Raw genomic sequence first — 17,884 nt, 5'->3', positions numbered from 1 at the left:
ACTGCCCCGGCCGGCCCGCGTCAGTTCCCGGTGAGGGCGTCCAGTTCGGCGAAGAGCGCGGCAGGCTCGGGCCGGCCGCCGCGCGCCAGCAGGGTGCGCCAGTGGGCGCGCCCCTCCCGCCAGAGCGCCGCGGGGCTGCCCTCGGCGACGGCGGCGACGGTCCGGGCGGGCAGTTCCGCCTCCGCGGCCCGTGACGGGGTCAGCCAGTGCGCGGTGCTGTCCTCGGCGAGGCGGGCCATCCACAGCAGGTGCCGGGTGGCGTGCGCGAGCGCGTCCCGGGCCCGCAGGTGCTCGCCGCGGGCGGTGACGTGCGCGGCGAGCACCAGCCAGTTGGCGAACCGGCCGCACAGGTCGGCGATCTCCGCCGGGCCGGCCGGGAGCGACGGCCGGTCCGGCAGCTTCTCCAGCACCGGCCGCAGCAGGCCCCCGCGGTCCACCACCAGCATCGCGTCCACCGCCGCGCCCCGAGCCGGCCAGTTGCCCACCGAGGCGATCTCATCGCTGGTGGCGAAGTGGAACTCGCCGCGGACCGGGCCCGGGAAGAGCGCCACATGGGTGCCGAACTCGTTGCGCAGCACCAGGTTCACCGGCGCGACGGCGGCGCACCAGGCGGCCGGATCCACCGCGGGGCGCGATTCGGGGCGGAAGAACAGCCAGAACTCCACGTCGCTGTGCACATCGCCCTCCCCCGCGGCGAAGGAGCCGTACATCAAGGCCGCGTCCAGCCGGTCGTCGGCGCGGCAGATCTCCCGTACCCGGGCGATGAGTCGGTGCTGGATCACGCGCACCAGTATGGATCCCGCCGGGGGGTGGGCCGGCTCCGTCGAGGCCGCGGGCCCTTTCGACCGGACGGGCGGGCGCGCGGCCGGCCGGGCCGGGTTTTCCGGACTGTTGGGCGCGACCCGGTATCTGGCCCATAATGAAGGCAAGACATCGGAGGTCTGGCGGCACCGCGGGACCTGAGTACGTCGCGGGCCGGCGAGCCGCACGACCGGAGCAAGGGGAGGGCGCAGATGGCGGTCACCGACGAGGCCATCGAGAAGATCAAGGAGATGATCGTCTCGGGGGCGCTCCGGCCCGGCGACCGGCTGCCGAAGGAGAGCGAACTGGCGGCCGAGCTGGGCCTGTCGCGCAACTCGCTGCGCGAGGCGGTGCGCGCCTTGTCGCTGATCCGCATCCTCGACGTGCGCCAGGGCGACGGCACCTACGTCACCAGCCTCGATCCGCAACTGCTGCTGGAGGCACTGAGCTTCGTGGTGGACTTCCACCGCGACGACACGGTGCTGGAGTTCCTCGCGGTGCGCCGCATCCTGGAGCCGGCCGCCACTGCGATGGCCGCGCTGCGCATCCCGATCGAGGACCTGGACGTGCTGGAGGGCAAGCTGGACGCGCTCGGCGCGGAGCCGCTGGTGGAGGAACTGGTCGCCTCCGACCTGGAGTTCCACCGGGGCATCGTGCAGAGCTCGGGCAATTCGGTGCTCTGCTCACTGCTCGACGGGCTGTCCGGTCCGACCACCCGGGCCCGGGTGTGGCGGGGCCTCACCCAGGAGGACGCGGTCAGCCGCACCCTGTACGAGCACCGCGCGATCCTGACCGCGCTGCGCGACCGCGACGCGGAGGCGGCCCGCTCCTGGGCGACCGTGCACGTGGCCAGCGTCGAGCAATGGCTGCGCTCGACGCTCTAGCCCGGCCCCGGCCCCCACGCGGGCCCCGGCCGGCCCGGCCGGGGCGTGGAGGGTCGCGCGGGCGGCGTCAGAGCTGGTTCAGGCCGTAGACGCGGGCCGCGTTGCCGCCCAGGACCGCGTCCCGTCCGGCCGGGTCCAGCGCGGCCACGGCCTGCTCGGCGAGGGCGTACACATCCGCGTAGCGCCCGGCGAGCGTGCACACCGGCCAGTCGGAGCCGAACAGCACCCGCTCGGGCCCGAAGGCGTCCAGCAGGTGGCGGGCGTACGGCAGGACGTCCTGCGGGCGCCAGCTGTCCCAGTCCGCCTCGGTGATCAGGCCGGACAGCTTGCAGCTGACATTGGGCAGCGCGGCGAGCGCGGCCAGCTGGCCGGCCCACGGCTCCCACTGGTCGGCGGCGATCGGCGGCTTCCCGCCGTGGTCGAGCACGAACTCCAGCTCGGGCAGGGCCTGTACGGTCGCCACGGCCGCGGTCATCTCGCGCGGGGTCACCAGCAGGTCGTAGACCAGCCCGGCCGCGGCGATCTCGCGCAGCCCCTGGCGTATCTCCGGGCGGCCCAGCCACCACACGTCGGACTCGTCCTGCACCTGGTGGCGTATCCCCACCAGCGGGCCGGCCGCGGCCAACGAGGCCAGCACCTCGGGCAGTGCGGGGTCCGCGATGTCCGCCCAGCCGACGACGCCGGCCACCGGGCTGCCGGATTCGGCCGCGCCGGCCAGCAGTTCGCGGGTCTCGTCCAGCGAGGAGCTGGACTGGACGACCACGGTCGCGTCGATGCCGTGCGCGTCGAGCAGCGGTTCGAGTTCGGCCGCCTCGAACGTGCGGTTGATCGGGTCGAGCGCCTCCCCGGTGAGCCACGGCTGCGGTCGCCGGCCGAGGTCCCACAGATGGTGGTGGGCGTCGATGCGCATGGTCACTCCCCGGCGTTCCGGTCGGTGGTCAGGGCGGCGTTGGCGGCCGCGTTGCGGGCCACGGTGGTGCCCAGGGGCAGCGGTACGTCGTCGTCCAGCAGCCCGCGCTCGACCAGGGCGTGCCACAGGTCGTCGGGAATGTCGTAGTCGAACATGGCCGCATTGTCCCGCATCTCGTCCGGGCCGGCCGCGCCGACCACCGCGGAGACCACCGCGGGGTGGGCGAACGGGAAGCGCAGCGCGGCGGCCCGCAGCGGCACCCCGTACTCGGCGCAGACCTGGGCCATGTCGAGCGCCCGGCGCAGCAAGTCCTCCGGCGCGGCGACGTAGTTGTAGTGGGCCCCGGGCCTGGGGTCGGCCAGCAGGCCGGAGTTGTAGACGCCGCCGACCACCACCTGGGTGCCGCGGCGCTCGCACTCGGGCAGCAGGTCGTCCAGCGCGGTGCGCTCCAGCAGCGTCCAGCGGCCGGCGCAGAGCACCACGTCGACATCGAGGTCGGCGACCAGTTTGGCCATCGCCCCGCTGAAGTTCATGCCGAAGCCGATGGCCTTGACGACGCCCTGGTCGCGCAGTTCGGCCAGCGCCGGGAAACCGCAGGCGTAGACCTCCCGCAGGTGGTCCTCGACGTCGTGCAGATAGACGATGTCGACGGCATCCACGCCGAGCCGCCGCAGCGACCCTTCGAGCGTGGCGCGGATGCCGTCGGCGGAGAAGTCCCACACCCGGGCCCGGGCGGGGGTGTCGGTGAAGCCCTGCCCGTCCGCCGTCTCGCCCGGCCCGAGGTCGCGCAGCCGCCGGCCGGCCTTGGTCGACAGCACGTAGGAGGAGCGGTCGCGGCCGGCCAGCGCCCGGCCCAGCCGCTCCTCGGAGCGGCCGAGGCCGTAGTGCGGCGCGGTGTCGAGGTAGGTGGCGCCCGCGTCGAACGCGGCCGCCACGGTGGCCTCGGCCTCCTCGTCGGTGATGGCGCGGTAGAGGTTGGCCAGTGGAGCGCAGCCGAGGCCGAGCCTGGGCAGTGCCGGAACGGGCATGGGCAGTCGCTCTCCTTGTGCGTTTCGTACGGTACGGCTCGGTACTGCTCTTGGTGCTGTGCTGTGCTGCTCTGCGGGCCGGTCAGTCCTGTTTCTCGCCGCTGGCGAAGCGGGAGATGATCAGCGCGACGATGATGATCGCACCGTAGAGGAACTTGTCCCACAGCGGCGGGACTCCGCCGAGCGTGGTGACGTTGACCACGAGTTGGAGCGCGACCACGCCGGTCAGGGCGCCGAACAGGGTGCCCCGGCCGCCGTTGAGGCTGACGCCGCCGATCACGGTGGCGGCGAAGACCTGGAAGATCCAGCCGTTGCCCTGGGTGGAGGAGACGGCCCCGTAGTGGCCGACGTAGAGCACACCGGCGAAGGCGGCCAGCAGCGAGGCGATGCCGAGGACGGCCCAGGTGATGAGGTCCACCCGGATACCGGCCGCGCGGGCCGCCTCCTTGTTGCCGCCGATCGCGTAGAGCGCCCGGCCGTGCCGCAGGTATCCCAGGGCCAGGCCGCCGATCACGAACAGCAGCAGGCAGATCCAGACCGCCGCCGGAGCGCCGATCCAGGACGCGCCGCCCAGGTAGGAGAAGGACTTGGGCACCTCGACGATGGACTTGCCCTGGGAGATGCCGTCCTGCAGCCCCCGGAGCATGGTCAGCATGCCGAGAGTGGCGATGAAGCCGTTCACTCTCAGTTTCAGGATCAGGAAGCCGTTGAAGCCGCCGATCAGCAGGCCCGCCAGCAGGCACAGCGGGATCGAGGTCCAGCCGGGCATCAGTCCGATGCCGTGGTAGGTGGCCGAGCCGGTGCGCGGCATCACCAGCCACATCGCGATCACCGGGGCCACACCGATGGTGGACTCCAGCGACAGGTCCATCCGGCCGGTTATCAGGATCATGGCCTCGCCGAGGACCAGCAGGCTCAGCTCGCTGCACTGCTGGAGGACGCCGATGAGGTTGTCGGACGTCAGGAAGGTCGGCGACACGATGAAGCCGATGACGCCCAGCAGCAGGATCACCGGGAGCAGGGACAGGTCCCGGTAGCGGGTGAGTTGCAGGCGCGGCACCGCCCGCCCGGTCTTTTCAGGTGCCGCCGCGTCGGCGGTCAGTTGGCTGGTGTCGGTCATTCCTCGGCTCCCTCGTCGCCGCCCGCGGGCAGCCCTTCCATCGCCGAGACCAGGTCCCGGTCGCTCCATCCGCTGCCGAACTCGGCGATCACCCGTCCGTGGAACAGCGCGATCACCCGGTCGCAGACCCGCAGGTCGTCCAGTTCGTCGGAGACGATGACGGCCGCGTCCCCGCGGTCGGCGACGCCCCTGACCACGCCGAGCAGCGCGTCCTTGGACTTCACGTCCACGCCCGCGGTGGGCCGGATGGCCACCAGTACCCGCGGCTCGCGGGCCAGCGCGCGGGCGATGACGACCTTTTGCTGATTGCCGCCGGACAGGTCGGCGACCGGCTGCGCGGGCCCCGAGGTCTTGATGTCCAGCGAGCTGATCATCCGTTCGGCGAACGCCCGGGTCCGCGACGGCAGGACGGTGCCGTACGGGCCGAGCTGATCGGTCACCGACAAGGTGGCATTCTCGGCGACGCTGCGGCCGAGCACCAGGCCCTGCCGGTGCCGGTCCTCGGGGACGTAGCCGATGCCGGCGCCCAGCGCGTGCGGGACGCTGCCCGGCCGCACCGGCTTCCCGGCCACCACGGTCCGGCCGCCGGTGGGCCTGCGCAGCCCCACCAGGGTCTCGCCGAGCGCGGTGTTGCCGCTCGCGGTGGCCCCGGCCAGGCCCAGCACCTCGCCGGATTCGACCGCGAAGTCGATGGTGTCGAAGGCGCCGTCCAGGGCCAGACCCTCGGCCCGCAGCACGGCCTCGGTGTCCTGCGGTGCGGCGCCCTTGGCGTGCCAGGCCGCCTCGCCCTGCGCCGCCTCACCGGTCATGGCCTCCACCAGCGCGTCCTTGCCGAGTTCGGCGACGGGCGCGGTCACCACATGGCGTGCGTCACGGTAGACCGTGACGGTGGTGCACAGGTCGTAGACCTCCTGCAGGTGGTGCGAGATGAACAGGAACGCCACGCCCTGCCGCTGGAGGTCGCGCAGCTTGGTGAACAGCCGGTCGATGCCGGCCGCGTCGAGCTGGGCGGTGGGCTCGTCGAGGATGATGAAGCGGGCCCCGAAGGACAGCGCCCGCGCGATCTCCACGAACTGCCCCTGTTCGACGGTGAGATCACCGGCCCGCGCGTTGGGGTCGACATCGACCCCGTACTCGGCGAGCAGGTCGCTGGCCCGCGCGCGCAGCGCGGACCAGCGGATCCGGCCGCGCTCGAACCGGTTCAGGAACAGGTTCTCCGCGACGGTCAGATCGGGCACCACCATCGACTTCTGGTAGACGCAGGCCACCTTGGACTGCCAGGCGGCGGTGTCGCCGGGCGCCGGCGCGGGCTCCCCCAGGAAGGAGACCCGGCCGGCGTCGGGCGTCTGCAGCCCGGTCAGTACCGAGACCAGGGTGGACTTTCCGGCGCCGTTGCGGCCGACGAGCGCGTGCGAGTCGCCGGCCGCGACGGTGATGCCCACCCGGTCCAGGGCCACGGTGGCCCCGAACCGTTTGACGATGCCCTCCGCGTGGACCGCGGCGGGCGGTACGGCCTGTTCCATGGGTCAGCTCTTCCCGAGCTGGTTGGCCCACAGGTTGGGGTCGTCCACGTTCGCCTTGGTCACCAGCGGCGCGGGCAGCTGGTCCTCCAGGCCGTTGGGGATGGCGATGATGTTCGAGTCGTGGTCGGTCGGACCGGGCGAGAACTTCTTGCCGGCCAGCGCCTCCTTGGCGTAGTACAGCGCGTACTTGGCGTAGAGGTCGGCGGGCTGGGAGATGGTGGCGTCGATCTGCCCGGCCTTGATCGCCTTGAACTCCTCCGGGATGCCGTCGTTGGAGATGATGGTGATGTGGCCGGGCGTGCCGGGCGGCTTGAGCAGGTGCTTCTGCTGGAGCAGCGCCAGGGTGGGCTGCAGGAAGACGCCGCCGGCCTGCATGTAGAGGCCGTTGAGGTCCGGGTCCGAGGCGAGCGTGGTCTGCAGCTTGGCCGACGCGGTGGCGCCGTCCCAGTTGGTGACGAGCGGGATCACCTTGATGGCCGGGAACTTGGTCTTCATGCAGGACGCGAACGCCTCTGAGCGGTCGCGGCCGTTGATGGAGGACAGGTCGCCCTCGAACTCGGCCACCTTGCCCTTGCCCTTGAGCTGGGCGCCCAGGTATTCGCAGGCCTTCTCGCCGTACGCCTTGTTGTCGGCGCGGACCACCATGTACACCTGCCCCTTGTCCGGACGGGTGTCGACGCTGATGACCGGGATCTTCTTCTTGGCCATCTGGTCGAGGGTGGAGGCGATGGCGCCGGTGTCCTGCGGCGCCATGATGATCGCCTTGGCGCCCTCGTTGGCGAAGCTCTGCACGTTGGCGACGAGCTTGCCGATGTCGTTCTGCGAGTTGGTGCGGGGCAGGGCCGACACGTCGCCGGCCTTGACGCCCTTTTCTATGTAGCCGTTGTAGGAGTTCCAGAAGTCGCTGTCCGCACGGGGCAGGTCGATGCCGACCTTGCCGGAGGTGCCGGCCTTGCTGTCGCTTCCTCTGTTGCAGCCCGCGAGCGCGGTGACCGCGAGCAGAGCGGCACAGGCGGCCACGGTCGTCGTGCGCAGTCTCATCGTCGAGTCCTGCCCTTCCAAGTTGAATATCGGCGATACGGGTGGTTTCGGTGCTGCGATGCGCTGTGATGCCGAACTGCGGTACTGGTGGAGCGGTGGTGCGTGCCGGGTCAGCCTGCTGCGGGTCGCAGGCGGAGCCCTTGCATACCGCCGTCGACGGCGAGCGCGGTTCCGGTCACGCTCGACGCGGCGGGGGAGGCGAGATAGACGATGGCGGCGGCCACTTCGTCGGCGGTGACCAGCCGGCCCATCGGCTGGCGGGCGCCCAGGGCCGCTCGCTCGGCGGCCGGGTCGTCGGCCTGATCGAGCAGCCGGCCGATCCAGGGGGTGTCGGCGGTGCCGGGGTTGACACAGTTGACCCGGACACCCTCGCGGACGTGGTCCGCGGCCATCGCCAGGGTGAGCGCGAGGACCGCGCCCTTGCTGGCGCTGTACAGCGCGCGCTGCGGCAGCCCCGCGGTGGCGGCGATGGAGCAGGTGTGGGTGATGGAGGCGGTGCCGGGGCGGGCGGCGGCGGCCTCGCGCAGGTGCGGCAGGGCCGCCCTGGCGGCGCGGACCATGCCGAGCACGTTGATGTCGAGCACGCGCTGCCACTCGTCGTCGGCGTTGTCCTCGACAGTGCCGATGGCCCCGATCCCGGCGTTGCTCACCAGGATGTGCAGCCCGCCGAGTTGGCGGACGGCCTCCCCGACGCCGGCCCGTACGGCCTCGTCCGAGGTGACGTCGGCGAGCACCGGCACGGTGCCCTTCGGGGCGCCGGACGGGTCGCGGTCGAGTACGGCGACACGGGCGCCGCGGGCGGTGAGCAGCGCGGCGGTGGCCGCGCCGATCCCGGAGGCGCCGCCGGTGACCAGGGCGGTGAGCCCGGCGAAGTCCTGGGCGTGCTGGGGCTGCTGGGCGGCGCCGGGAGCGCCGGGGGTGGTCGTCATCGGGTGAGCTCCTGTCGGGCGGTCCAGACGGGCCCGTCGGGGTAGCGGTAGTCGGTGAGCGTGTCGGGGACCATACGGGCGGAGAAGCCGGGGGCGTCGGGGGCCTTGTACCGGCCGTTCTCCACGACCGCCGGATCGGTGAAGTGCTCGTGCAGGTGGGGAACGTACTCGATGATGCGGTCGTCCAGGCGGCCGGAGACGGCCACGTAGTCGAACATCGACAGGTGCTGGACCAGTTCGCACAGGCCCACCCCGCCGGCGTGCGGGCAGACCGGCACCCCGAACTTGGCGGCGAGCAGCAGGATCGCGATGTTCTCGTTGACGCCGGCCACCCGGGCCGCGTCGATCTGCACGAAGTCCACCGCGCCGGCCTGCAGCAGCTGCTTGAACACCACGCGGTTGGCGATGTGTTCGCCGGTGGCGACCGGGACCGGCTGCCCGGCGCGGATCGCGGCGTGCGCCAGGACGTCGTCGGGGCTGGTGGGCTCCTCGATCCAGTAGGGATCGTGCGGGGCGAGCGCGCTCATCCAGGCGATCGCCTCGGCCACGTCCCAGCGCTGGTTGGCGTCGACCGCGATCCGGATGTCCGGGCCGACCGCCTCGCGGGCCAGCCGCATCCGCCGCAGGTCGTCGTCCAGGTCGGCGCCGACCTTGAGCTTGATCTGGTTGAAGCCGGCCGCCACCGCCTCCTTGGCGAGCCGGGTCAGCTTCTCGTCGGAGTAGCCGAGCCAGCCGGGTTCCGTGGTGTAGGCCGGGTAGCCCTCGCGGCGCAGCAGCGCGGCGCGCTCGGCGCGGCCGGGTTCGGCCCGGCGCAGGATCTCCAGCGCCTCGTCGCGGGTGAGGGCGTCGCTGAGGTAGCGGAAGTCCACCAGGTCGACGATCTGCTCCGGGGTCAGCGCCGCGAGCAGCTCCCAGACCGGCTGGCCGGCCTGACGGGCGGCCAGGTCCCAGGCCGCGTTGACCACCGCACCGGCGGCCATGTGCATGACGCCCTTCTCCGGGCCGAGCCAGCGCAGTTGGGAGTCATGGGTGAGCAGGCGGTAGAAGGCGCCCAGGTCGCCGATGACGCTGTCCACCGGGCGCCCGACCACATAGGGTCGGAGTGTTCGGATCGCGGCGGCGACGACGTCGTTGCCGCGGCCGATCGTGAAGCACAGTCCGTACCCCGCCAGGCCGCCGGGCGCGTCGGTACGGAGCACGACATAGGCGGCGGAGTAGTCGGGGTCGGGGTTCATGGCGTCCGAGCCGTCGAGCTGCTCCGAGGTCGGAAAGCGGATGTCGTAGACGTCGACCTCGGTAATGGTCGGACTCATGCACACTCCCGTCGCGAGACATCGGACTTTTTTCGATGATCCGATGTATAGCGGCGAAGGCTGCCATCCGTCCAGGGGGAAGTCAGAATTTTGTGGATTACAGATCGGATGTCTCGCTATGCCGCGGGGTGGGACTCGGCCAGTGTCTGCAACGGCTGCGACCTGCGGTGACAGCGGGGAGCGTGCTGTCGGTGGGGGCGGTCGTCGGCGCGGCGGAACGGCCGGGCCGCGGCGCGGACCGACCGGATCGCCGTGATGGCCTACGCCCCCGCGCCGCCCACCGCGTCGCTCCACCGCGCTGTGCCGCCCGGCGGACCGGGGTGGCTCGGTAGGCCGCCGTCTGCGCCGCCGACGCCGACCGGGCGGCCTGCCGGTCCGGCTGGGGCGCACCGTGACCCCCGGTAGCCGTAGGCTGGTGCCGCACGTGAAGGAACAGCAGCCGGCAGGGGACGGCACCGCCCCCCTCCGGCCGGAAGGAGGCGCTGGGTGATCGAGCTCGAGGGAGTACCCGAGCTGATCGACCCGGTCATGGTGGCCGCGTTCGAGGGCTGGAACGACGCCGGGGACGCCGCGTCCACCGCGGTCGGCCATATGGACCGGGAGTTCAAGGGCGAGGTCTTCGCCGCGCTCGACGCGGAGGACTACTACGACTTCCAGGTCAACCGGCCCACCGTGTGGATGGACGCCGGAGTCCGCAAGATCATCTGGCCGACGACCCGGCTGTCCGTGGTCCGTATCTCCTCGCCCAAGCCGCGCGACCTGGTCCTGGTCCGCGGTATCGAGCCCAGCATGCGCTGGCGTTCGTTCTGCAACGAGATCCTGGGCTTCGCGCACGAGCTGGGCGTCGAGATGGTCGTGGTGCTCGGCGCGCTGCTCGGCGACACCCCGCACACCCGGCCGGTCCCGGTCACCGGGGTCACCTCGGACCCGGACCTGGCCGCCGCGCTCAGCCTGGACGAGTCCCGCTACGAGGGGCCCACCGGCATCGTCGGCATCCTCCAGGAGGCCTGCACGCACGCCGGCATCCCGGCGGTGAGCCTGTGGGCGGCGGTGCCGCACTACGTCTCGCAGCCGCCGAACCCCAAGGCCACCCTGGCGCTGCTGAACCGGCTGGAGGACCTGCTGGACCTGCGCATCCCGCAGGGCGAGCTGCCGGAGGACGCCCGGGCCTGGCAGGTCGGCGTGGACCAGCTGGCCGCCGAGGACAGCGAGGTCGCCGAGTACGTGCAGACGCTGGAGGAGGCCCGGGACACCGTGGAGCTGCCCGAGGCGTCCGGCGAGGCGATCGCCAAGGAGTTCGAACGGTATCTGCGCCGGCGGGACCCGCAGGCCGGCGGCAGCTACGCCAGCGAAGGCGGCGACGGCGTACCGCAGTTCCGGGACCGCGCCCAGCAGGCGCGGGAGGACAGCGGTGACGAGCGGGAGGTACCGGACGACGGCCGGGACCTGCCGGACTCCGGCTCGGGACCGGGCCCCGGCCCCCGCACGACCCCCGGCTCCGGCTCCGGCTCCGGCTCCGGCTCCGGCTCCGGCTCCGGCTCCGGCTCCGGCTCCGGCGAGGATCCCGGTCCGGGCGCCGACTCCGACCCAGGACCGGGTGACGACGGCGCCGAGGCGTGACAGCTTCGCGGACGCCCCGCCGGGGCGTCCGCGGAAGCACCGGTCAGCTCACAGCGCCACGCCGAGCAGCGCGTCCACCGCGCGCGAGGCCAGACCCGGCGCGCCGGTGTCCGTGCCGCCGTCCGCCTGCTGAGCGACCGCCCAGCGGTCCACCGCGGCCAGCGCCCGCGGCGCGTCCAGGTCGTCGGCGAGCGCCTCGCGGATCTCCTCCACCAGCGCGTCGGCCGGTGGCCCGTCCGGCCGGGAGACCGCGGCCCGCCAGCGGGCCAGCCGCTGGACCGCCTCGTCCAGCACCGCGTCGGTCCACTCCCAGTCCGCCCGGTAGTGGTGGTCGAGCAGCGCCAGCCTGATCGCCGCCGGATCCACGCCGGCCCGGCGCAGCGCGGAGACGAAGACCAGATTGCCCTTGGACTTCGACATCTTCTCGCCGTTCAGGGCGACCATCCCGGCGTGCACATACGCCTGGGCGTAGGGGTACTCGCCGGTGAGCACCTGGGCGTGCGAGGCGCCCATCTCGTGGTGCGGGAAGGCCAGGTCGGAGCCGCCGCCCTGGACGTCGAAGCCCATGCCGAGGTGCTCCAGGGCGATGGCCACGCACTCGATGTGCCAGCCGGGCCGCCCGCGGCCGAGCGAGTCGCCGTCCCAGCTGGGCTCGCCGGGGCGCGCGGCCAGCCACAGGATCGGGTCCAGCGGGTTCTTCTTGCCGGAGCGCTCCGGGTCGCCGCCGCGCTCGGCGGACAGCAGCCGCATCGAAGCCGCGTCGAGCCGGGAGACCTTGCCGAAGTCCGGGTCGGACTCCACCGAGAAGTAGGTGTCGCCGTCGAGTTCATAGGCGGCGCCGGCCTCCCGCAGCCGCTCGATCAGCGGCACGATCGCCGGTATGGCCTCGACCACGCCGATGTAGTGGGCGGGCGGCAGCAGCCGCAGCGCGGTCATGTCCTCCCGGAACAGGGCCGTCTCGCGCTCGGCGAGCTCGGTCCATTCCACCCCGGTGGCCGCGGCCCGCTCCAGCAGCGGGTCGTCGACATCCGTCACGTTCTGCACGTACTGGACCTGGCGCTTCGTGTCGAGCCATACGCGCTGCACGAGGTCGAACGCGTTGTACGTGGCCGCGTGCCCCAGGTGGGTCGCGTCGTAGGGGGTGATCCCGCAGACGTAGAGGCGCGCGACGGGACCGGGGTCGATGGTCACCGGACCGCCGGTCGAGGTGTCGTGGAGACGGAGGACGCGTCCCGTGCCGGGAAGGGCGGGGACGTCGGAAGCTGGCCAGGCATGCATGTCTTGAGATTAACCGGGCAGCTCACCGTCAAAACGACCGGGCGTGCCGCGCGGTCCGGGCCGCCGCCGTACCCGGCGCCCGACGGCTCCGCAGGTCAGACCGGCGGCCAGGGGATCGAGGGCCATTCGCCGCTGGGCTCCGGGTGCACGCCGGCCTCCCGCAGCCGGTGCACCCTTGCCCGCAGCGCGGCGGTCTCCGCCGTGGTCAGCAGGGTCGCGAGCCGCTCGCCGAGCGCGCCGGCCAGCTCGGCGGCGAGCTTGTCCAGCACGGTCACCGCCTCGGCCGGCAGGGGTTCGCCGGCCCATCCCCACAGCAGGGTGCGCAGCTTGTCGTCCGTGTGGAAGGTCACTCCGTGGTCGATGCCGTAGATCCGGCCGTCGGCGGCGGGCAGCAGGTGGCCGCCTTTGCGGTCGGCGTTGTTGATCACCGCGTCGAGCACCGCGATCCGGCGCAGGCGTATGTCGTCGGCGTGCACCAGCAGCGCGGTCCGGCCGCCGTCCAGCTCGGCCTCCACCACCGCCTTCCAGCCGGGGGCGGGCTCGGGGTCCTCGGTCAGCGCCAGCAACTGCGGCTGCCCGCTTCCGGTCTCGGCCGACTCCTGCTCCTCGGCGGGCAGTTCGATCCAGCGCTGGACCATGCCCAGGCCGTACGGGCCCTCGCGCAGCACGGTGGGCGGGACCAGGCCCCAGCCGGTGGCCTCGGAGACCAGGTAGGCGGCGACCTCCCGCTCGGCCAGCGTGCCGTCGGGGAAGTCCCACAGCGGGCGCTCGCCGGTGACGGGCTTGTAGACGCAGGCGACCGTACGCCCCGGGAGGGCGCTCTCGCAGTACAGCACCGCGTTGGAGGCGCCCTGCACCCGGCCCTTGACGGTCAGCTCGCCGTGGACGAGGGCCTCGGTCACGGCCGGATCGACGGCCGGGGAGTCATCGGGCCCGCCGGCGTTCAGGCCGACCTCCGGTACCCGTTCTGACGCGGGCATACGTGTCCTTCCGGGTCCAGGGGGAGGCTGCACAGCGGGCAGGGCGGCCGGCCCGCGGACACCACGTCCAGCGCCCGTTTGGCGAAGGAACGCGCCTGGGCGCCGGAGAGCAGCACCCGCAGCAGCGGCGGGCCGTTCTCGTCGTCCTGGAGGAGTTCCTCCTCGGCCGTCTCCAGGTCGTCCTCGTCGTCGCCGGCCAGCTCGACCAGCGCCTGCGCCTCGATGACCATCCGCTCGTGGGCGCCGTCCCAGGCCAGTGCCATGGTGCCGACGCGGAACTCCTCGTCGACCGGCACTTCGAGGGGCGCGGAGTCGGCGAGCTCGGCGGGAGCGACGGCGGGCACGGGGGCGCTGCCGCCGGTGCGGCGCACCACCTCGTCCAGCAGCTCGTCGATCCGCTCGGCGAGCGCGGCCACCTGGGTCTTCTCCAGGGCGACGCTGGTGGTGCGGCCGGCGGCGGTGGCCTGCAGGAAGAACGTCCGCTGACCGGGTTGGCCGACGGTCCCGGCCACGAAACGGTCGGGATGTTCGTAGAAGAAGACCTGACGGGGCACGCCTTGCTCCGTTTGCTCGTCCGAATGCGCTTTTCAGCGGTTGTGCTGCCGGTCCCCCACCCTACTGCGGAAGCTGATCACGGGGTGCCGGTGGACCCTCCGACCACGGCGTCGTCCGCGCTCTCCCCCGTCTGCGGGCGGGGCGGCGGGACGAGGCCGGTGAGGTCGCCGGTGTCGCCGAGCCGCAGCAGGAAGGGGCGGTGCGGGGTGTAGCGGATCGCGGTGACCGAGCAGGGATCGGTGCTGATCCGCTGGAAGAGGTCGAGGTGCATGCCGAGGGCGTCGGCGGCCAGCGACTTGATGATGTCGCCGTGCGAGCAGACCAGGTACAGCGCGTCGGGGCCGTGCTCGGCCTCGATCCGCTCGTTCCAGTCCCGGACGGCCTCGACCGCGCGGGCCTGCATGGCCCGCAGCGACTCGCCCTGCTCGCCGGGGAAGACGGCGGCCGACGGATGGCGCTGGACCGTGCTCCACAGCGGCTCGTCGGCCAGCTCGCTCAGTTTGCGTCCGGTCCAGTCGCCGTAGTGGCACTCGCCGACCCGGTCGTCGGTGTGCTGGGGCAGCTCCGGCCGGGTGTCGAGCAGCGGCTGCACCGTCTCCCGGCAGCGCTGCAGCGGACTGCTGACCACGGCGGCCAGCGGGAGGGCGGCGAGCCGGCCGGCGAGCGCGGCGGCCTGGGCCCGGCCGGTGTCGTCCAGGCTCACACCCGGACTCCACCCGGCCAGAACGCCGTCGGCGTTGGCGGTCGAACGGCCGTGCCGGACAAGGATCAGGGTGGGCATGCCCGCCACCGTAACCCTTCCCGGCCAGGTCCGTTGTGCTGGGGGACGGCCGTGGCGGGGAAGACCCCCGAGCCCCCACCACGGCCGTGGAATTCCGCGATCCGCCGTCCCCCGCGCACTCCTCGCTGGCCGAAGCCCTGGGTAGGGTGCAGCAGGGGGTCGTCACGGACCCGGGGAATCGGCGGCGTGAAGCGGGTGGAGATGTTCAGCAAGGCGACGAGGAGCCGTCCGCGGGCCGCCGGCGGATCGGGGACCGCCGGGGCGGACTGGTCTCCCTACGGCCGCCTGGCGGACGCGGCCAGCGCCTACTTCCTGCACGCGGATGTCGCGCTGGACGCGATCGAGGGGGTGCTCGGGCGCCGCCGGGTGCGGGGTTTCACCCTGGAGCGGGTGGTGGACCTCACCGAGGCCGGGGCCTCGGTCTGGCAGGAGGCGGCGGTCTGCGACGGCCGGCGGCTGGTGCTCTGGCACAGCGAGGAGCTGGCCGACGACAAGGCGCCGGGCGGGACCGTACTGGACTCGTCGGTGCAGGTGCTGCCGCTGCGGTCGATCGGCCATCTCGGGATGCGCACCCTGGTCGGGCGGGACGAGGCGGGCCGGCGGGTCGACCGCGGCGTCTATCTGGTGCTGGCCACCGCGATGCCGCACGAACTGACCGCGGTGGCCGCCGATCCGGAGGGCCCGCTGCCGGTGACGTCGGCGAAGTTCCGGCCGGAGACCTTCCGCTTCAGCAAGTCGCTGGACGACGGCGGAGCCGGCCAGATAGCGCGGCTCATCGCGTTCGGCCGCCTGCTCGGGCGGTTGGTGCCGGGCTGACGGCCGCGCCGGGCGGGAATCCCGGCCCGTGGTCCCCGCCGGGCCGCGGCCTGCTGCGGGGCAGCCGCAGGCCGGGCCCACGGGGCGGCTCAGGCCAGGCCCGCGCGCTCCAGCGCCTCGACACCGGCCCGCAGTCCCGCCAGGCGCTCGTCCAGCGTGAAGCCGGCCGGGCTCAGGTTGAGGGTGTCCACGCCGGCCGCCGCGTACTCCGCCATCCGGTCCGCGATCCGGGCCACCGGGCCCAGCAGGCTGGTGGAGTCGATGAGTTCCTGCGGCACCGCGGCAGCCGCGCCCTGCTTGTCGCCGGACAGGTACTTGTCCTGGATCTCCGCGGCCTGCTGCTCGTAGCCCATCCGCGCCGCGAGCCGGTTGTAGAAGTTCTGCTTGCGGCTGCCCATGCCGCCGACGTAGAGCGCGGTGTAGGGGCGGAAGACGTCGGCGAGCGCGGCCACGTCGTCGCCCACGGCCAGCGGCAGCGTCGGGCTGACGTCGAAGCCGTCCATCGTCAGGCCGGCCTTCACCCGGCCGGCCCGCAGGTGGCGCAGCGCGGTCTCCTCCAGCTGGGCGGCGGACGGGAAGAGCAGCAGCGCGCCGTCGGCGATCTCGCCGGTCTGCTCCAGGTTCTTCGGGCCGATCGCGGCGATGTAGAGCGGGATCTGCTCGCGCTGCGGGTGCACGGTCAGCTTGATCGGCTTGCCGGGTCCGCCGGGCAGCGGCAGCGTCCAGTGCTCGCCGTCGTAGCTGAGCCGCTCCCGGCTCAGCGCCTTGCGGACGATCTCGACGTATTCGCGGGTCCGGGCCAGCGGCTTGTCGAACCTGACGCCGTACCAGCCCTCGGACACCTGCGGACCGGAGACGCCCAGGCCCAGCCGGAACCGGCCGCCGGACAGCGAGTCCAGGGTCGCGGCGGTCATCGCGGTCATCGCCGGGGTGCGCGCCGGGATCTGGAAGATCGCCGAGCCGACGTCGATCCGCTCGGTGTGCGCGGCGACCCAGGAGAGCACGGTGGGGGCGTCGGATCCGTAGGCCTCCGCGGCCCAGCAGACCGTGTAGCCGAGCCGGTCCGCCTCCTGCGCGACGGCGAGGTTGTCCGCGTCCATGCCGGCGCCCCAGTAGCCGAGGTTGATCCCGAGCCGCATACCGCTCCCCTTTGCCCGTTCACCGACGTACCCGTGCGGCCGTGGTGATGTACTGGTGAGTAACGTCCTTGTCCCCACGGACTGTAGCGCCCTGACGCGGCCCGGGTGCCTGTCGGGTACGTCACTGCTGCCCATTCCGGGCGTGCGGGCGCTAGCCTCAGCGTCCATGGAGCAAAGGCACCTCGGCCGCACCGGGTTGCGCGTGTCCCGGCTGGGGCTCGGCACGCTCACCTGGGGGCGCAACACCGGCGAACGCGACGCCGCCGATCAGCTGAAGGCGTTCTGGGACGCCGGCGGCACCCTGATCGACACGGCCGACGTGTACGCCGACGGGGGCGCCGAGTACCTCCTCGGGCGGCTGCTGGAGGACCTGGTGCCGCGGGCCGACCTGGTGATCGCCACCAAGGCCGGCAGCGTGCCCGACCCGTACCGGAGGTTCAACACCTCGCGCGGGCACCTGCTGTCCGCGCTGGACGCCTCCCTCCAGCGCCTCGGCACCGACTACGTCGACCTGTGGCAGGTGCACGCCTACGACCCCGGCACGCCGCTGGAGGAGACCCTCCAGGCCCTGGACATCGCCGTCAGCTCCGGCCGGGCCCGCTACGTGGGTGTGTCGAACTTCTGCGGCTGGCAGCTGGCCAAGGCCGCCGCCTGGCAGCTCGCCGCCCCCGGCCGGACTCCGCTGGCCAGCACCCAGATGGAGTACTCCCTGCTGCAGCGCGGGGTCGAACGCGAGGTGCTGCCGGCCGCGCTGGACCTCGGCGTGGGGCTGCTGCCCTCCTCACCGCTCGGCCGCGGGGTGCTCACCGGGAAGTACCGGCTCAGCACCCCGCCCGACTCCCGGGGCGGCTCCGCCGACATGGCCGGATTCGTGGCCCCCTATCTGGACGAGACGGCCCGGCTGATCGTGGACGCGCTGGCCATAGCGGCGGACGGCCTGGCCGTGTCCCCGCTGCATGTCGCCCTCGCCTGGGTCCGCGACCGCCCCGGTGTCGCCGCCCCGGTGCTCGGCGCCCGCAACGCCGCGCAGCTCACCCAGGCGCTGTCGGTGGAGACCCTTACGCTTCCGGAAGAGATCTGCCTGGCGCTGGACGATGTCTCGGCGCCTTTGCACCGCTACCCCGACCACGACTGGAGCACGCTCTGAGTCGCGGTCGCGCCGCTCC

At 72.9% G+C, this 17,884-nt stretch carries 17 protein-coding genes; 4 read left to right on the top strand and 13 right to left on the bottom strand.

What is annotated here, in order from left to right; translation table 11 throughout:
* Window positions 1-20: 20 nt before the first annotated feature.
* A complete protein-coding gene (locus GA0115240_RS09170) occupies window positions 21-782 on the bottom strand; it encodes a hypothetical protein (RefSeq protein ID WP_141708785.1) in 762 nt (253 codons plus the stop codon).
* 231 nt (window positions 783-1,013) lie between these two features.
* Between GA0115240_RS09170 and GA0115240_RS09165 the strand changes: the two genes are divergently transcribed.
* On the top strand, window positions 1,014-1,685 hold the full coding sequence (locus GA0115240_RS09165; RefSeq protein ID WP_093736160.1) for a FadR/GntR family transcriptional regulator: 672 nt from the start codon (window positions 1,014-1,016) through the stop codon (window positions 1,683-1,685).
* 67 nt (window positions 1,686-1,752) lie between these two features.
* On the opposite strand, the gene GA0115240_RS09160 is transcribed toward GA0115240_RS09165, so the two are convergent.
* The 7 genes from GA0115240_RS09160 to GA0115240_RS09130 all read right to left on the bottom strand — a co-directional run bounded on the left by GA0115240_RS09160 (window position 1,753) and on the right by GA0115240_RS09130 (window position 9,549).
* Window positions 1,753-2,595, bottom strand: coding sequence for an amidohydrolase family protein (locus GA0115240_RS09160; protein WP_093736159.1), 843 nt, complete (start codon window positions 2,593-2,595; stop codon window positions 1,753-1,755).
* A 2-nt stretch (window positions 2,596-2,597) separates the two neighbouring features.
* On the bottom strand, window positions 2,598-3,623 hold the full coding sequence (locus GA0115240_RS09155) for an aldo/keto reductase (RefSeq protein ID WP_093736158.1): 1,026 nt from the start codon (window positions 3,621-3,623) through the stop codon (window positions 2,598-2,600).
* Window positions 3,624-3,705: 82 nt separating this feature from the next.
* On the bottom strand, window positions 3,706-4,743 hold the full coding sequence (locus GA0115240_RS09150; protein ID WP_093736157.1) for an ABC transporter permease: 1,038 nt from the start codon (window positions 4,741-4,743) through the stop codon (window positions 3,706-3,708).
* Entirely contained in the window at window positions 4,740-6,266 is a 1,527-nt protein-coding gene (locus tag GA0115240_RS09145; protein WP_093736156.1) for a sugar ABC transporter ATP-binding protein, read from the bottom strand. Before GA0115240_RS09145 ends, GA0115240_RS09150 begins: the two co-directional genes overlap by 4 nt.
* Window positions 6,267-6,269: 3 nt before the next feature.
* A complete protein-coding gene (locus GA0115240_RS09140; protein ID WP_093736155.1) occupies window positions 6,270-7,307 on the bottom strand; it encodes a sugar ABC transporter substrate-binding protein in 1,038 nt (345 codons plus the stop codon).
* A gap of 110 nt (window positions 7,308-7,417) precedes the next feature.
* A complete protein-coding gene (locus GA0115240_RS09135; RefSeq protein ID WP_093736154.1) occupies window positions 7,418-8,236 on the bottom strand; it encodes an SDR family NAD(P)-dependent oxidoreductase in 819 nt (272 codons plus the stop codon).
* A complete protein-coding gene (locus tag GA0115240_RS09130) occupies window positions 8,233-9,549 on the bottom strand; it encodes an L-fuconate dehydratase (RefSeq protein WP_093736153.1) in 1,317 nt (438 codons plus the stop codon). Before GA0115240_RS09130 ends, GA0115240_RS09135 begins: the two co-directional genes overlap by 4 nt.
* 486 nt (window positions 9,550-10,035) lie before the next feature.
* Here GA0115240_RS09130 and GA0115240_RS09125 point away from each other — a divergent pair, with 486 nt between their 5' ends.
* Window positions 10,036-11,169: a PAC2 family protein gene (locus tag GA0115240_RS09125; RefSeq protein WP_093736152.1), complete on the top strand. Its 1,134-nt coding sequence runs from the start codon at window positions 10,036-10,038 to the stop codon at window positions 11,167-11,169.
* A gap of 48 nt (window positions 11,170-11,217) precedes the next feature.
* On the opposite strand, the gene mshC is transcribed toward GA0115240_RS09125, so the two are convergent.
* The 4 genes from mshC to GA0115240_RS09105 all read right to left on the bottom strand — a co-directional run bounded on the left by mshC (window position 11,218) and on the right by GA0115240_RS09105 (window position 14,763).
* Window positions 11,218-12,447, bottom strand: coding sequence for a cysteine--1-D-myo-inosityl 2-amino-2-deoxy-alpha-D-glucopyranoside ligase (gene mshC, locus GA0115240_RS09120; protein ID WP_093736151.1), 1,230 nt, complete (start codon window positions 12,445-12,447; stop codon window positions 11,218-11,220).
* Between the two features lie 95 nt (window positions 12,448-12,542).
* Window positions 12,543-13,427 (bottom strand): SCO1664 family protein, encoded by an 885-nt coding sequence (locus GA0115240_RS09115; protein ID WP_093736150.1) that lies wholly within the window; start codon window positions 13,425-13,427, stop codon window positions 12,543-12,545.
* Window positions 13,391-13,981, bottom strand: a complete 591-nt coding sequence (locus GA0115240_RS09110; protein ID WP_093736149.1) for a DUF3090 domain-containing protein — start codon at window positions 13,979-13,981, stop codon at window positions 13,391-13,393. The genes GA0115240_RS09115 and GA0115240_RS09110 overlap by 37 nt, the downstream gene beginning before the upstream one ends.
* Window positions 13,982-14,058: 77 nt before the next feature.
* On the bottom strand, window positions 14,059-14,763 hold the full coding sequence (locus GA0115240_RS09105; protein ID WP_093736148.1) for a histidine phosphatase family protein: 705 nt from the start codon (window positions 14,761-14,763) through the stop codon (window positions 14,059-14,061).
* A 186-nt stretch (window positions 14,764-14,949) separates the two neighbouring features.
* Here GA0115240_RS09105 and GA0115240_RS09100 point away from each other — a divergent pair, with 186 nt between their 5' ends.
* On the top strand, window positions 14,950-15,579 hold the full coding sequence (locus tag GA0115240_RS09100; protein WP_256069627.1) for a hypothetical protein: 630 nt from the start codon (window positions 14,950-14,952) through the stop codon (window positions 15,577-15,579).
* Window positions 15,580-15,668: 89 nt separating this feature from the next.
* On the opposite strand, the gene GA0115240_RS09095 is transcribed toward GA0115240_RS09100, so the two are convergent.
* Complete coding sequence (locus GA0115240_RS09095; protein ID WP_093736147.1) at window positions 15,669-16,718, bottom strand: LLM class F420-dependent oxidoreductase; 1,050 nt, start codon at window positions 16,716-16,718, stop codon at window positions 15,669-15,671.
* Between the two features lie 166 nt (window positions 16,719-16,884).
* On the opposite strand from GA0115240_RS09095, the gene GA0115240_RS09090 reads away from it, so the two are divergent.
* Window positions 16,885-17,865, top strand: coding sequence for an aldo/keto reductase (locus GA0115240_RS09090; protein WP_093736146.1), 981 nt, complete (start codon window positions 16,885-16,887; stop codon window positions 17,863-17,865).
* Window positions 17,866-17,884: the final 19 nt, after the last annotated feature.

Source organism: Streptomyces sp. DvalAA-14, from assembly GCF_900091855.1.
In the GTDB taxonomy this organism is placed as follows: domain Bacteria; phylum Actinomycetota; class Actinomycetes; order Streptomycetales; family Streptomycetaceae; genus Actinacidiphila.
Note: the sequence above shows the minus strand (reverse complement) of the source record. Positions and strands in the feature narration are given on the sequence as shown.

Excerpts from the sequence above, each read along its gene's own strand:
- GA0115240_RS09090 (WP_093736146.1), top strand. The coding sequence starts at position 16,885 with ATGGAGCAAAGGCACCTCGGCCGCACCGGGTTGCGCGTGTCCCGGCTG.
- GA0115240_RS09145 (WP_093736156.1), bottom strand. The coding sequence starts at position 6,266 with ATGGAACAGGCCGTACCGCCCGCCGCGGTCCACGCGGAGGGCATCGTC.
- GA0115240_RS09105 (WP_093736148.1), bottom strand. The coding sequence starts at position 14,763 with ATGCCCACCCTGATCCTTGTCCGGCACGGCCGTTCGACCGCCAACGCC.
- GA0115240_RS09095 (WP_093736147.1), bottom strand. The coding sequence starts at position 16,718 with ATGCGGCTCGGGATCAACCTCGGCTACTGGGGCGCCGGCATGGACGCG.
- GA0115240_RS09140 (WP_093736155.1), bottom strand. The coding sequence starts at position 7,307 with ATGAGACTGCGCACGACGACCGTGGCCGCCTGTGCCGCTCTGCTCGCG.
- mshC (WP_093736151.1), bottom strand. The coding sequence starts at position 12,447 with ATGCATGCCTGGCCAGCTTCCGACGTCCCCGCCCTTCCCGGCACGGGA.
- GA0115240_RS09115 (WP_093736150.1), bottom strand. The coding sequence starts at position 13,427 with ATGCCCGCGTCAGAACGGGTACCGGAGGTCGGCCTGAACGCCGGCGGG.
- GA0115240_RS09165 (WP_093736160.1), top strand. The coding sequence starts at position 1,014 with ATGGCGGTCACCGACGAGGCCATCGAGAAGATCAAGGAGATGATCGTC.
- GA0115240_RS09130 (WP_093736153.1), bottom strand. The coding sequence starts at position 9,549 with ATGAGTCCGACCATTACCGAGGTCGACGTCTACGACATCCGCTTTCCG.
- GA0115240_RS09150 (WP_093736157.1), bottom strand. The coding sequence starts at position 4,743 with ATGACCGACACCAGCCAACTGACCGCCGACGCGGCGGCACCTGAAAAG.
- GA0115240_RS09135 (WP_093736154.1), bottom strand. The coding sequence starts at position 8,236 with ATGACGACCACCCCCGGCGCTCCCGGCGCCGCCCAGCAGCCCCAGCAC.
- GA0115240_RS09160 (WP_093736159.1), bottom strand. The coding sequence starts at position 2,595 with ATGCGCATCGACGCCCACCACCATCTGTGGGACCTCGGCCGGCGACCG.
- GA0115240_RS09155 (WP_093736158.1), bottom strand. The coding sequence starts at position 3,623 with ATGCCCGTTCCGGCACTGCCCAGGCTCGGCCTCGGCTGCGCTCCACTG.